The 13590-nt window shown below is 66.0% G+C and carries 17 protein-coding genes; 11 read left to right on the top strand and 6 right to left on the bottom strand.

Annotated features, from left to right (window positions below):
* Positions 1 to 18: 18 nt before the first annotated feature.
* The 4 genes from ASE50_RS16795 to ASE50_RS16810 all read left to right on the top strand — a co-directional run bounded on the left by ASE50_RS16795 (position 19) and on the right by ASE50_RS16810 (position 3374).
* Positions 19 to 447 (top strand): MerC domain-containing protein, encoded by a 429-nt coding sequence (locus tag ASE50_RS16795; RefSeq protein ID WP_235512414.1) that lies wholly within the window; start codon positions 19 to 21, stop codon positions 445 to 447.
* A 40-nt stretch (positions 448 to 487) separates the two neighbouring features.
* Entirely contained in the window at positions 488 to 958 is a 471-nt protein-coding gene (locus ASE50_RS16800; RefSeq protein WP_055995302.1) for a Fur family transcriptional regulator, read from the top strand.
* Positions 959 to 1044: 86 nt separating this feature from the next.
* On the top strand, positions 1045 to 2967 hold the full coding sequence (dxs, locus tag ASE50_RS16805) for a 1-deoxy-D-xylulose-5-phosphate synthase (RefSeq protein ID WP_056403282.1): 1923 nt from the start codon (positions 1045 to 1047) through the stop codon (positions 2965 to 2967).
* A gap of 38 nt (positions 2968 to 3005) precedes the next feature.
* The gene (locus ASE50_RS16810; protein ID WP_156347514.1) at positions 3006 to 3374 is read left to right on the top strand and encodes a hypothetical protein; all 369 of its coding nucleotides are present in this window, start codon (positions 3006 to 3008) and stop codon (positions 3372 to 3374) included.
* 148 nt (positions 3375 to 3522) lie between these two features.
* Here the strand turns inward: ASE50_RS16810 and ASE50_RS16815 are convergent, their stop codons facing one another.
* Positions 3523 to 4191: an RBBP9/YdeN family alpha/beta hydrolase gene (locus ASE50_RS16815; RefSeq protein ID WP_056403286.1), complete on the bottom strand. Its 669-nt coding sequence runs from the start codon at positions 4189 to 4191 to the stop codon at positions 3523 to 3525.
* A gap of 178 nt (positions 4192 to 4369) precedes the next feature.
* Here ASE50_RS16815 and ASE50_RS16820 point away from each other — a divergent pair, with 178 nt between their 5' ends.
* The 6 genes from ASE50_RS16820 (at position 4370) to bla (ending at position 8379) form a co-directional block, all read left to right on the top strand.
* Positions 4370 to 5116, top strand: a complete 747-nt coding sequence (locus ASE50_RS16820) for a TlyA family RNA methyltransferase (protein ID WP_056403289.1) — start codon at positions 4370 to 4372, stop codon at positions 5114 to 5116.
* Between the two features lie 81 nt (positions 5117 to 5197).
* The gene (locus ASE50_RS16825) at positions 5198 to 5752 is read left to right on the top strand and encodes a TspO/MBR family protein (protein WP_056403291.1); all 555 of its coding nucleotides are present in this window, start codon (positions 5198 to 5200) and stop codon (positions 5750 to 5752) included.
* A 42-nt stretch (positions 5753 to 5794) separates the two neighbouring features.
* Positions 5795 to 6091: an accessory factor UbiK family protein gene (locus ASE50_RS16830; RefSeq protein ID WP_056403295.1), complete on the top strand. Its 297-nt coding sequence runs from the start codon at positions 5795 to 5797 to the stop codon at positions 6089 to 6091.
* A gap of 61 nt (positions 6092 to 6152) precedes the next feature.
* A complete protein-coding gene (locus ASE50_RS16835; protein WP_056403298.1) occupies positions 6153 to 6653 on the top strand; it encodes a YbjN domain-containing protein in 501 nt (166 codons plus the stop codon).
* On the top strand, positions 6650 to 7453 hold the full coding sequence (gene proC / locus ASE50_RS16840; protein WP_056403303.1) for a pyrroline-5-carboxylate reductase: 804 nt from the start codon (positions 6650 to 6652) through the stop codon (positions 7451 to 7453). The genes ASE50_RS16835 and proC overlap by 4 nt, the downstream gene beginning before the upstream one ends.
* Positions 7450 to 8379 (top strand): subclass B3 metallo-beta-lactamase, encoded by a 930-nt coding sequence (bla, locus tag ASE50_RS16845; RefSeq protein WP_082439087.1) that lies wholly within the window; start codon positions 7450 to 7452, stop codon positions 8377 to 8379. Before proC ends, bla begins: the two co-directional genes overlap by 4 nt.
* Here bla and ASE50_RS16850 read toward each other — a convergent pair.
* Positions 8303 to 8806: a MarR family winged helix-turn-helix transcriptional regulator gene (locus ASE50_RS16850; protein ID WP_235512415.1), complete on the bottom strand. Its 504-nt coding sequence runs from the start codon at positions 8804 to 8806 to the stop codon at positions 8303 to 8305. The genes bla and ASE50_RS16850 overlap by 77 nt on opposite strands.
* Positions 8807 to 8864: 58 nt before the next feature.
* Here ASE50_RS16850 and ASE50_RS16855 point away from each other — a divergent pair, with 58 nt between their 5' ends.
* Positions 8865 to 9953 (top strand): branched-chain amino acid aminotransferase, encoded by a 1089-nt coding sequence (locus tag ASE50_RS16855; RefSeq protein WP_056403308.1) that lies wholly within the window; start codon positions 8865 to 8867, stop codon positions 9951 to 9953.
* Positions 9954 to 10046: 93 nt separating this feature from the next.
* On the opposite strand, the gene ASE50_RS16860 is transcribed toward ASE50_RS16855, so the two are convergent.
* The 4 genes from ASE50_RS16860 to ASE50_RS16875 form a co-directional block, all read right to left on the bottom strand.
* Positions 10047 to 10589 (bottom strand): hypothetical protein, encoded by a 543-nt coding sequence (locus tag ASE50_RS16860; RefSeq protein ID WP_056621038.1) that lies wholly within the window; start codon positions 10587 to 10589, stop codon positions 10047 to 10049.
* Between the two features lie 77 nt (positions 10590 to 10666).
* Complete coding sequence (locus ASE50_RS16865; protein ID WP_056403314.1) at positions 10667 to 11845, bottom strand: acetyl-CoA C-acyltransferase; 1179 nt, start codon at positions 11843 to 11845, stop codon at positions 10667 to 10669.
* 13 nt (positions 11846 to 11858) lie between these two features.
* On the bottom strand, positions 11859 to 12314 hold the full coding sequence (locus ASE50_RS16870) for a MaoC family dehydratase (protein ID WP_082439088.1): 456 nt from the start codon (positions 12312 to 12314) through the stop codon (positions 11859 to 11861).
* A 122-nt stretch (positions 12315 to 12436) separates the two neighbouring features.
* Positions 12437 to 13588, bottom strand: a complete 1152-nt coding sequence (locus ASE50_RS16875; protein WP_082439089.1) for a mechanosensitive ion channel family protein — start codon at positions 13586 to 13588, stop codon at positions 12437 to 12439.
* Positions 13589 to 13590 lie beyond the last annotated feature (2 nt).

Consider the following 13590-nt stretch of genomic DNA (forward strand, 5'->3'; position numbering starts at 1 on the left):
TACGGCGTTGGAGCCACGATGAAGCGTTATGTTGTATCTTCGCGCGAACCGGAGCATAAGGCGGCGATGCGCAGCTCCACCGCCCGATCCTGGTTGCACGAAGGTCGCCTCGACCGCGCCGGCATCGTGCTGTCGGCGCTGTGCGCGGTGCATTGCGTCACGACGATCGCGATCATGGCGTTGCTCGCGTCGGTCGGCGGCGCGTTGCTGCATCCTGCGATCCACGAACTCGGTCTCGCCTTTGCGGTGCTGCTTGGCATCGTCGCACTGGGCGCAGGTTATCTGCGTCATGGTCAGCGTCTGCCGACCGCGATCGGCGGCGTCGGGCTTGCCGTGATGGCGCTGGCGCTGACCCTGCCGCACGGGGTGCCCGAAGCGATTGCGACGCTGAGCGGGGTCGCGCTGCTGGCGTACGGCCATCATCTGAACCGTCGCGCCGGCTGCTGACCGGCTTGCCGCCAATGGCGCGGGCGCTTATCTCACCGCGATGGCGCATGAGCATCACGATCATCACGGCCCCGCGTGGAGCAAGGCTGCCGAAGTCGCGCTGACCCGCGCCGGCGAACAATGGACTGCGATGCGCGCGAGCATTTTCGACGTGCTCACCTCGTTCGACAAACCGGCTTCCGCCTATGACATCGCCGATGCCGTGTCGAAGGCGCAGGGGCGGCGGGTGGCCCCCAACAGCGTGTATCGCATCCTCGACCTGTTCGTGAACGCGAACCTCGCCCGCCGGGTCGAAAGCGCCAACGCCTATCTGGCGAACAGTCATCCCGATTGCATCCACGACTGCATCTTCCTCGTCTGCGACCGCTGCGGACAGACGACGCATATCGACGACGACCGGATCACCGGCAGCGTCCGCTCCGCCGCCAGCGGGGCCGGCTTCACGCCCGTCCGTCCGGTGATCGAGGTTCGGGGTACGTGCGCGGACTGTGCAGGAACGGTGCACGACTGACGCTTTCCCGAAGCATCGCCGCGCTTTGTCCGAACGGCGTGCCACGAACAATCGACACTGTGGCTGACCTGCGATAAGCAAGGATGATGGCCGATCCAATTAGCACGCCGCTGCTCGATACCGTTCAGACGCCCGCCGACCTTCGCAAGCTCTCCGCCGGCGATCTTCGGCAACTCGCCGATGAATTGCGACACGAAACCATCAGCGCGGTCGGGACGACCGGCGGTCATCTTGGATCGGGTCTGGGCGTCGTCGAACTGACCGTCGCGATCCATTATGTCTTCAATACCCCGGCCGACCGGCTCGTCTGGGACGTCGGCCATCAATGCTATCCGCACAAGATCCTGACCGGCCGTCGCGATCGCATCCGCACGCTGCGACAGGGCGGGGGGCTGTCAGGCTTCACCAAGCGCTCTGAAAGCGAATACGACCCGTTCGGCGCGGCGCACAGCTCGACCTCGATCTCGGCCGCCTTGGGCTTTGCCGTCGCGAACAAGATCGCGGGCACGCCGGGCAAGGGCATCGCCGTGATCGGCGACGGCGCGATGTCGGCGGGCATGGCCTATGAGGCGATGAACAACGCCGAACAGGCCGGCAACCGTCTGGTCGTCATCCTCAACGACAACGACATGTCGATCGCCCCGCCGGTCGGTGGCCTGTCGGCCTATTTGTCGCGCATCGTGTCGAGCCGCGAGTTTCTCGGCATTCGCGAGACGTTCAAGAAGATCGCCCGCCGCCTGCCGCGTCCGCTGCATACCGCCGCCCGCAAGACCGACGAATTCGCCCGCGGCATGGCGACCGGCGGCACCTTGTTCGAGGAGCTGGGCTTCTACTATGTCGGTCCGATCGACGGGCACAATCTCGACCACCTGATCCCGGTCCTCGAAAATGTCCGCGATGCCGCGGAGGGTCCGATCCTGATCCATGTCGTGACCAAGAAGGGCAAGGGCTATGCCCCGGCCGAGGCCGCGGCCGACAAATATCACGGCGTGCAGAAGTTCGACGTCATTACCGGTACGCAGGTGAAGGCCCCGGCCGGCCCGCCGCAATATCAGAACGTGTTCGGTGAAACGCTGAGCAAGCTGGCCGAAACCGACGACCGCATCTGTGCGATCACCGCCGCAATGCCGTCGGGCACCGGCCTCGACAAGTTCGCGAAGGCGCATTCGGGCCGGTTCTTCGACGTCGGCATCGCCGAACAACATGCGGTGACCTTTGCCGCCGGGCTGGCGGCGCAGAGGATGCGCCCGTTCTGTGCGATCTATTCGACGTTCCTGCAACGCGCCTATGATCAGGTCGTGCACGATGTCTGTATCCAGAATTTGCCGGTCCGCTTCGCGATTGACCGCGCCGGGCTGGTCGGGGCGGACGGCGCGACCCATGCCGGCAGCTTCGACGTGACCTATCTCGCCACCCTGCCGAACATGGTGGTGATGGCGGCGGCGGACGAGGCCGAACTGGTCCACATGACCTATACCGCCGCCGAATATGACGCCGGCCCGATCGCGGTTCGCTATCCGCGCGGCAACGGCGTCGGCGTCGCGCTGCCCGAAACCCCGCAGAAGCTGGAAATCGGCAAGGGGCGGCTGGTGCGCGAAGGGCACAAGGTCGCGATCCTGTCGCTCGGCACCCGGCTGGAAGAAGCGCTCAAGGCCGCCGACGCGCTGGAGGCGAAGGGGCTGTCGACGACCGTCGCCGACCTGCGCTTCGCCAAGCCGCTCGACGAAGCGATGATCCGCCGCCTGCTGACCACGCACGAGGTCGCGGTGACGGTCGAGGAGGGCGCGGTCGGCGGACTAGGCGCGCATGTGCTGACCTTCGCCAGCGATACCGGCCTGATCGACGCCGGCCTGAAGCTGCGCACGATGCGCCTGCCCGACAGCTTCCAGGATCAGAACAGCCCGCAGAAGCAATATGACGAAGCCGGCCTCAACGCGCCGCAGATCGTCGATACCGTGTTGCAGGCGCTGCGCTGGAACGAAAGCGGGGCCGCCGAAGTCCGCGCATGACCGGCCCGCAAAAGGCGGTCGCGATCATCGCGCTGGCGGTGATCGCGGTCGGTTGGTTCAACTGGCGGATGTGGCGGCGGTTCAGGCTGGCCAGCGCGGAGCGCGCCGGCTGGACGGTCGCGGATTTCGACGCGATGCTTGCGGGGGCAGGGGTATCACCGCTGGTCGCAGAGAAGGTGCGTGATCTGATCCAATCTTTTTATGGTAAAGGCGTGGCACCGCACCCTGACGACGATTTTCGTGCTTTTCTCGCCGTCGACGAAACGGAGATTGCCGATATCGCGGCGACGGGATGCGAGGAACTCGGGTTCGAACGGCCGGAAGCCGATGCTATTCCGCCGCTCCACGACCTTCGCGATTTGGCGCTATATCTTCAGTCAGTTGTCACCATGCATCGGTCGGCATAATTCCCTTTCGTTTTCACGATCGATGTCCGCATCAATCACGGCCGGCGATCGGCTGGGTCGAACGCCGGCCATGATCGGCGATCGAAGGGAGATTTTCGGCACGGATTTGCCGCTGCTACCCGACTGACGGTCGCCGAACCCTTTTCCCTTACCGCAAAAACTGCCCCTGAGCCGCGTCGGTCGCGTTGATCGCCAGCACCGAGCGCGCATCGCTGGGCAGGCGGATATGGCCATGCCCGTCGCCCGATGCCGAAATGACGCGTTCGAGCAATTCCTGGCCCTCTTCCCACCAGCCGATACCGCTGGCGGCGTTCAGATGCCCTTGCGCTCCGGCATCGATGAAATGGCTGCCCCAATCGGCGGCCATCGAATGCGCGCGTTCGATCGACACCCATGGGTCGTCTGTCGACGCCACGACGATCGACGGAAAGGGCAGCGAGAAGCGCGGCGTCGGCGCGAATCCCTGCAACTCCATCGGCGCGCCGTGCCGGTCGACATCCGCCGGCGCGACCAGCAATGCGCCAGCGACCGGCCAGCCATAAGGCTGTCCCGACAGTTGCGCCCACCATGCGACCGCAAGGCAGCCGAGCGAATGCGCCGCCAGCACCACCGGCGCCTGCGCCTGCCGGATCGCCTGATCCAGCTTCGTCACCCACGCATTGCGCAACGGGCGCGACCATAAACCCAGTTCGACGCGCGCCGTGTCCGGTCGCGACTGTTCCCACAGGGTCTGCCAGTGCGACGGTCCGGAGCCATTCAATCCCGGCACGGTCAGCACCGTCGGCAGGGCGGTCGGGGGTGTCGAAAACTGCGCCATCGTCACGCTCCTGTACGGTTCGCTATCGATGAAGGCCGACCCGTCAGCTTTAGGGGAGGGGATCGGGGCCGGGTCGACCTTCATCACCAGAGATATTCCTACTGCAATGATAGGCAATAGCCAATCGTTCAACGGATCGAGGGTTGCGACAAACCGAAAGCCGCGCCATGCGCCGTCCATGGCAAAGCAACGCGCGGACCAGATGCTCGTCGATCGCGGCCTCGCCGAGAGCCGCACCCGGGCGCAGGCGCTCATCATGGCCGGCCTGGTCTTCGTCGGCGACCGCAAGGTCGACAAGCCGGGGCAGCAGCTTCCCGACGCCGCCGTGCTCGACGTGCGCGGGCGCGATCATCCGTGGGTTTCGCGCGGCGGGGTCAAGCTGGCGCACGGCCTCGACCATTTCGGCTGGGACGTGACCGGCGTGATCGCGATCGACGTCGGATCGTCGACCGGCGGCTTTACCGACGTGCTGCTGACCAACGGCGCGACCCGCGTCTATGCCGTCGACAGCGGTACGAACCAGCTTGCCTGGAAATTGCGGCAGGACCCGCGCGTCGTCGTCCTCGAACAATTGAGCGCCCGGCTGCTGACGGCCGCTCATATTCCCGAACCCGTCGATCTGGTCGTCTGCGACGCCAGCTTCATCGCCCTGTCGAAGGTGCTGGCCGTCCCGCTCGGCTTCGTAAAGCCCGGCGGGCGGCTGCTCGCCCTCATCAAACCGCAGTTCGAGGCGGGGCGCGAAGAGGTCGGCAAGGGCGGTGTGGTGCGAGATCCCGCCATCCACACCCGCGTCTGTGACGAGGTCGCGGCGTGGCTGACCGGCATCGGCTGGCAGGTAATTGGCATAGATCGCAGCCCGATTACCGGGCCCGAGGGCAATATCGAGTTCCTGATCGCCGCCACCGCCCCCGAATTGGTCGCTTAGGCTTGCAATGACGCGGCGCACACAGCAAGCAATGCCGCCTGAACGGCCGCGCACGACGTGTGGCCGGCACCGGGGTACGGGATGAACGAGATCGCGTCGAAGTGGCAGTTGCGTTCGGAATTCCTGCGACGGGCCGTCATATGCGTGCCGCTGATCCTGCTGCTCGGTTTCACGTCGGGCCAGCTGGTCGTCGCCGGCGACGATAACGGCTGGTACCGGATGCTCGACCTGCCGGCGCTGCGGCCGCCGAACTGGGCCTTCCCGGTGGTCTGGACGATCCTGTACGTGGCGATGGGTCTGTCGCTGGCGATCGTCCTCAGCGCGCGCGGCGCGCGGGGGCGGGGCATCGCCGTCGCGCTGTTCGTCGTGCAACTGGTGATGAACCTCGTCTGGTCGCCGCTGTTCTTCGGCGCGCATCAGGTGAGCCTCGCACTGATGCTGATTGTCGCGCTGTTCTTCACCGCGCTTGCCACGACCTTCGCTTTTGGCCGCATCCGTCCGCTCGCGGCGTGGCTGCTGGTGCCGTATCTGGCGTGGCTGGTGATCGCATCGGCGCTCAATTGGCAGATCGACCGGCGCAATCCCGACGCCGAAACCCTTGTGCCGCCGGCCCATTCCACCCAAATCGCACTGTAACGGCAGGCGGCGTTCCGACTTTGCCAACGAAAAGGATTTTCCATGCAATCCGACAACCGCCTGTTCGACGATTTCGCCAAGTTCGTGAACGGCGCTGCCGGCACCATTGCCGGCATAGCGCGTGAGGGCGAGGCGGCAGCGCGCGAGCGGGCCAAGACGTTTCTCGGCGGCATGGATTTCGTCAGCCGCGACGAATTCGAAGTGGTGAAGGCCATGGCCGTCGCCGCCCGCGACGAAGCCGATGCGCTGCGCGCCCGGCTCGATGCGCTCGAAGGCAGGGAGGCCTTCGCACAGACGGCGACGTCCGACACGTCGGGTGCAGGCGAAGGCGCGCTTTGATTCGTGCCGTACGTCCGCCGTGCCGCGTGACGGGGGCGACGCGCGCGGCTAAGACGTGGGGATGATGTTGGACGAAGTGGAAGAGGACGGCGACGACGCCGCTCCGATCGATACGCTGGAGCGCTATTTCGCGGCGCACGGCTGGAAGCACGAACGGGACGGCGACGAGATCGTCGCGAACGTGAAGGGCAGCTGGACCGAATTCGAACTCCGCGCGATCTGGCGCGGAGAGGACGGTGTCCTGCAATTCCTCGCGCTGCCCGATATTCGCGTCGCCGACGAACGACGCGGTGCGATCTACGAAACCATCGGGCTCATCAACGAACAGCTGTGGATCGGCCATTTTGAACTCTGGTCGTCGAGCGGCATCCTGCTGTATCGCCATGCCGCGATGCTGAGTGACGAGCCGGCGTTGACCATCGATCAGGCCGAATTGATCATCGATGCCGCGATCGACGAATGCGAACGCTTCTACCCGGTGTTTCAGTTCGTGCTGTGGGGCGGCAAGACGCCGAAGGAAGCCATCGCCGCGTCGATGATCGAGACGCAGGGCGAGGCATGACCGCCCTGCCCGGACCGCTGTGGTTGATCGGCTGCGGCAATTTGGGCGGGGCGATGCTGGATCGCTGGATCGCCGACGGCGTCGACCCGGCGGCGATCACGGTCGTTACCCGCAGCCCGCGCGAGGTTCCGGCGGGCGTCACCCATGCGCTCATGCTGCCAGAAACGCGTCCGGCGATCGTCGTGCTGGCGGTGAAACCGCAGCAACTCGACGGGATCGCGCCCGATCTGGCACCCCGTATCGCCGGCGTGCCGCTGCTGATCTCGATCCTTGCCGGTGTCGAGGAAGCGGCGCTCGGGCACCGGTTCGACGCCGGGACGATCGTCCGCGCCATGCCCAATTTGCCGGTTGCGATCGGGCAGGGGGTGGTCGCGCTCCACTCGCACGGATCGGATGGCGATGCCCGGTCGACTGCCGAAGCATTGATGCAACCGCTCGGACTGGTCGAATGGATCGACGATGCCGCATTGTTCGATGCCGTCACCGCCTTGTCGGGCTGCGGGCCGGGGTTCGTATTCCGCTTCATCGATGCGCTGGCAGCGGCGGGGGCGGCACTCGGTCTGCCCGCCGATCAAGCGCAACGCCTCGCCATCGCCACGGTGCAGGGTTCGGCGACGATGGCGGCGGGTGCCGATGTCCCGCCCGCAACGCTCGCCGATCGTGTCGCCAGCCCCGGCGGCTCGACGCGACAGGGGCTAAACGTGCTTGACGATGGCGATGCACTGAAACGCCTGATCGCCGCGACCCTCGCTGCGTCCGAACGGCGCAATGCCGAAATGGCGGCGGCGGCGAGACGATGATCGGCGCGATCCTGCTCGCGGCGACACTGGTCGCAGCCCCGCCGGCCGACGTCACCGCTCGCGCGCGACAATGCGCCGGCAAGGACGGCTGGAGCGATCCCGCGCCGCCGGTCCGCATCTTCGGCAACGTCTATGACATCGGCACCTGTGGCATTACCGTGCTGCTGATCGCCGGACCGCGGGGGCATGTCGTCATCGACGCCGCGACCGCCGAAGCGGTGCCATCGATCGTAAACAACATCCGCAAGCTGGGTTTCCGCCCGCAGGATGTGAAGCTGCTGCTGATGAGCCACAGCCATATCGACCATGCCGGCGGCCTCGCCGCGCTGCGTCGCGCGACCGGTGCGAAATTGTTCGCAAGCGCTGCGGCGCGCGAGGTGATCGAACGCGGCCGGTTCGCGGCCGACGATCCGCAGCGCGACATCCTCTCCCCGGTAGATCGCGTTCCGGTCGCCGGCGTCCTGACCGACGGCCAATCGGTCACGCTCGGCCCGATTCGACTGACCGCGCATCTGACCCCCGGCCATTCGCCCGACGGCATGAGCTGGTCGTGGCGGTCGTGCGCGGGAACGGTCTGCCGCACCATCGTCTTCGCCGATAGCTTGTCCGCCGTATCGTCGGACGCCTACCGCTTTCGCGACCATCCGGCCTATGTCGCACGGCTACGCGCGACGATCGCCCGGGTGGCGGCGCTGCCGTGCGATATCGTCCTCACCCCGCATCCGGGGGCAAGCGACATGGCGGAACGATTGGCAGGCCAAAAGCCGCTGGTCGACCGGAACGGCTGCCGCGCCTATGCCGACGCCGCGACCCGGCGTCTCGACAACAGGCTGGCCGACGAAGCGCGACCTACCGCCCCAGCGCCGCCACCGCCGCCTTGTCGCCCGCCGGGATCAGCCCCTCCAGCACCGCCCAGAATCCGCTGACCGCGTCCTGCCCGGCACCCGAATAAGCACGCGACAGCTTCGCGTTGAGCATTTCGTACAGGCGCGTCTCCAGCGCCTGTCCTTCGGCCGTCAGTTTCAGCAACCGCTGTCGCGCATCGCGGTCGCCCGCCCGGCTCTCGACCAGACCGCGCGACGACAGGTCGTTCAGCACCCGCCCCAACGACTGTTTCGTGATCGCCAGCAATCGCAGCAATTCGCTGACCGACAGGTCGGGCCGGCGGGCGATGAAATATAGCGCGCGGTGATGCGCGCGGCCCAGATTCTGCGCCGCCAGTTCCTCGTCGATCGTTCGCGTCAGATGGCTGTAGCCGAAATACAGCAATTCGATCCCACGCCGGACCTCCGCCTCGCGCAGGAACAATGCCGATGCGGCCATGGGCTGGGCGGGCGATATTGGGGCAGTCATGTTGACCATTTCTGCCATCCGGCCTACGCCACCGCAAGCATTCATCCATGAGGACGCCATGACGCAGCCGACCTTCGCCTTCGAATCCCATGCGACGCCGGTCGCGGCGAGCGAGCGGGCGGCACGGATCGTCAACCCCGGTTTTGGGCGCGTCTTCACCGACCATATGGCGACGATGCGCTGGTCGGAGGACAAGGGCTGGTACGACGCCAAGATCAGCGCGCGGGCGCCGATCGTCATGGACCCGGCCGCGGCCGTTCTCCACTACGCACAGGAAATTTTCGAAGGGCTGAAGGCCTATACGCTGCCCGATGGCGGCGTCGCGCTGTTCCGCGCCGAACAGAATGCCGCCCGCTTCCGCCGCTCGGCAAAGCGCCTCGCCATGGCCGAATTGCCCGAGGACCTGTTCGTCGCGTCGTGCCGCGAACTGACGCTGGCCGAGCGCGACTGGATTCCGGCCGGGGAGGGCAGCGCGCTCTATCTGCGCCCGTTCATGATCGCGAGCGAGACGTTTCTCGGCGTGAAGCCGTCCGCCGAGTATCTCTATTGCGTCATCGCCTCGGCGGTCGGCAACTACTGGCCGGGCGGTGCCAAGAGCGTGTCGCTGTGGGTGTCGAAGGAATTCACCCGCGCTGCGCCGGGCGGTACTGGCGATGCGAAGTGCGGCGGCAATTACGCCGCCAGCCTGCTCGCCCAGTCGGAAGCGATCCGGCAGGGCTGCGATCAGGTCGTGTTCCTCGACGCGGTCGAACGCCGCTGGGTCGAGGAACTGGGCGGCATGAACATCTTCTTCGTGTTCGACGACGGCACGATGCTCACCCCGCCGCTGACCGGCACGATCCTGCCCGGCATCACCCGCGATTCGATCCTGACGCTGGCCCGCGATGCCGGGATCGACGTGCGCGAGGAACGTTATTCGATCGACCAGTGGCAGGCCGACGCCGCCAGCGGCCGTCTGGTCGAGGCGTTCGCCTGCGGCACCGCCGCTGTCGTCACCCCGATCGGCAAGGTGTCGTCGGCGGACTTCAGCTTCCAGATCGGCGACGGCCAGCCCGGTCCGCGGACGCAGGCGCTGCTCAAGCAACTGACCGACATCCAGCGCGGCCGCAGCAACGACCCGCACGGCTGGATGCAACGCATCGGCTGACCCACGGCCCTCTCCCCTTCGGGGGAGAGGGTTGGGAGAGGGGCAGTGCGCCACGCCCGGTCCGGAGCACTGCCTGCCATCCCGGCCCACCCGCTACCCGATCGCCCGCTTATAATAATGAAACGGCAGCCAACTGGCGACATGCTCCCAGCCTTCGGCTTGCAGGCGCGTTGCGTCGCTGCCGGTCCCGATCCGACGGCAATATTCCCATAGCCGCTCGCTAGGACGGAAGCTGAGAGTCAGCGCACCAAGCGCAACCAACTCGTTACCCCTCCTGCCTTCCTCCGCCATAATGCGCAGTTCGTTGAACGCCGTCGCGCCCGTACGAACGAACGTGCCGCCCTCCGACCGTTCTTCGGCATAGCCGGTAACCCGCCCGAACCGCTGCTGTGCCGCCTGCTTGCTGATGCCCAGCGTTTCGCCGATCTCCGCCCAGCTCATGTCGGCCCGTCGCGCTGCATCGATCCAGCGGTTCAGGTTCAGCCGCGCCTCATCGGCAACGACATGCGCCGCGACGATGGCCTCGGCAAAATCGGCCTTCCCCTCACCGGAAAAGGGCGGCTCGCGCTCCTCTGCCCAATCGAGGACGATCGACGCCGTCCTCGTCCGCAACCGTTGTTCTTCCTGCATCCGCATCTGCTGCTTCGTCAATGATTGCTTGACGATTTGTCAATCAACCATTGACTCGCCGCGGTCAACTGAATGTTGACGGATCAAAGGACCTCGAACAGTCCCGCAGCACCCATGCCGCCACCGACACACATCGTTACGACGACATATTTCACCCCGCGCCGCTTGCCCTCAATCAGTGCGTGACCGGTCATCCGCGCCCCCGACATGCCGTACGGATGCCCGATCGAGATCGCGCCGCCATTGACGTTCAACCGGTCGTTCGGGATGCCCAGCATGTCCTGGCAATACAGTACCTGCACCGCGAACGCCTCGTTCAGCTCCCACAGCCCGATATCATCGACCGACAGGTCGAAGCGTTCGAGCAGCTTCGGCACGGCGTAGACCGGGCCGATCCCCATTTCGTCGGGTTTGGTGCCCGCCACTGCCATGCCGACATAGCGGCCCAGTGGCTGCAACCCGCGTGCCGCGGCGACCGACTCTTCCATCAGCACGCAGGACGACGACCCGTCCGACAGCTGGCTGGCATTACCCGCGGTGATGACCGCCTGTTCGCCCATCACGGGTTTGAGCGACTGCAACCCTTCCAGCGTCGTGTCGGCGCGGTTGCCTTCGTCCCTGGTCAGCGTGACTTCATGCGCCGACACTTCCTTCGTCGCCTTGTCGACGACGTTCATCGTCGTGGTCACCGGCACCAGTTCGGCATCGAACAGCCCGGCGGCCTGCGCGGCGGCGGTGCGCTGTTGCGATTGGAGCGCATAGGCGTCCTGCCGATCGCGCGAGATGTCATAGCGTTTGGCGACGATCTCGGCGGTCTGGAGCATCGGCATATAGATGTCGCCGTGCATCGCCAGCAATTCGGGATCGGCCGCGATCCGCATCTGCGGCGTCTGGACGAGGCTGATCGACTCGGCGCCGCCGGCGACGCAAATGTCCATGCGGTCGTGTACGATCTGCTTGGCGGCGGTGGCGATCGCCATCAGCCCGCTGGCGCATTGCCGGTCGATCGACATGCCCGACACCGTCGTCGGCAGGCCCGCGCGCAATGCTGCCTGACGCGCGATATTGCCGGCCTGATGCCCCTGTTGCAGCGCCGCGCCGAACAGCACGTCGTCGACCTCGCCCCCCTCGATCCCGGCGCGTTCGACCGCCGCCCGGATCGAATGCGCGGCCATCGTCGGCGCGGGCAGGTTGTTGAACGCCCCGCGATAGGCGCGGCCGATCGGGGTACGGGCGGTCGAAACGATGACGGCTGAGCGCATGGCGGGTCCTTGTTCAGGTGAAGATTTGGCTGATCCATTCGGCGATCAGCGCGGGTTGATCGGTACCGTCGACCTCGACGGCATAGCTGATGGTCTGCTGCCACTGACCGGGGTGCTTCTGTTCGAACGCCACCAGCGTGAAGCGCCCGCGAAGGCGCGACCCCGACCGGACCGGCCGGACGAAACGCACGCGGTTGCCACCGTAATTCACGCCCATCCGCGTGCCGACGATCGCCGGCATCCCGCTGCTCGCGGCCAGCTTCGGCATCAGCGACAGCAGCAGGAAACCATGCGCGATCGTGCCGCCGAACGGCGTCGCGGCGGCCGCCACCGGGTCGACATGGATGAACTGATGGTCGTCGGTCGCATCGGCAAAGGCGGTGATCCGCGACTGGTCCAGCGTCATCCAGTCGGACAGCCATTCGCCGCCGATCCGTTCCGCCATTGCTTCCGCCGTGATCGCCGTCACCGACCTCTCCTTGTCCGGCCGAAGCATAGCCGCACGACCGGCAGTCGCAAGCGAAAACACACCGGAAACCGCAAAGCGGCCCCATCAAACTAGCTGCAATCCAAACCCTATCTTCGAAAAGATCAGCTTGCCGCAGGGGCGGGGTCGATGATCGAGCCATCGGCCCGGGCCGTCATGTTGACCTGCGTCGGATAGGCGATCTCGATCCCCTCGGCATTGAACCGCCGCAGGATCGCGATGCCGACCGCGGTCCGCCCGTCGTAAAAGGCCGCATAGTCGACGCCGGGCGAATCGAAGATGACCTCGAAATCGAGGCTCGACGCGCCGAAGCCGACAAAGCCGCAGCGAACGAACACGCGTTGTTCGGCCTCGACGATCTCGCGCAGCATCGCCGGGATACGCGCACAGGTGTCGGCATCGGTCTGATAGGTCACGCCGATCACGAACGACGCGCGGCGATGCTCGCGCCGGCTGTTGTTCGTGATCTCCTTGTCGAGCAGGTTCTTGTTCGAAATGATGCGTTCTTCGCCGGTGATCGACCGGATCCGCGTTGATTTCAGCCCGATTTCGGCGATGGCGCCATTGGTCTGATCGTAACTGACGTTTTCGCCGCGCCGGAACGGCTTGTCGAAGATGATCGACAGCGCGGCGAACAGATCGGCGAAAATTCCCTGTGCGGCCAGACCGATGGCGATGCCGCCGACGCCTAATCCCGCGACCAGCCCGGTGACGTTCACCCCCAGATTGTCGAGCACGACGATCAGCGCGATGGCGAACAGTGCGAAAGTAACGAGCAACCGGATCAGCCCCATTGCCGATGCCAGCGCCTCGCCGTGATTATGGTCGCTCGCCGTCCGTCGCTCGACCACGCCCAGGATCACTTCGCGTGCCCAGATCGCCGCCTGGAACACCGCGGCGACGGTGAACAGGAACTCGATCGTCGCGGTCACCATCGGCGGCGCGCTGGCATAGCCGTCGACCAGTTTGGCGGCGAGCGTCACCATGAAGAACAGGCCGGTTCGCGCCACCACGCGCCCGGCTACCGTGCCCCATCCGGCGCAATCGTTGCGACACAGCCGCATGCCCCAGCGCCGCACGACCAGCAGCGCGACGACGATCGCCGCCCCGACGCCCAGCGCGACCAGCACCTGCAACCAGTTGTCGGCGATCCACCGCGCGCTGTCCTGCAACAACAACTGCGCCTGTGCTTGCGCCTGATCGGTGCTGAAACTCTTTTCGACCGTCGCGGCGGCCGAATTGTTTTGGGCAGTCATGC

It is taken from the genome of Sphingomonas sp. Leaf5 (assembly GCF_001421155.1).
In the GTDB taxonomy this organism is placed as follows: Bacteria; Pseudomonadota; Alphaproteobacteria; order Sphingomonadales; family Sphingomonadaceae; genus Sphingomonas.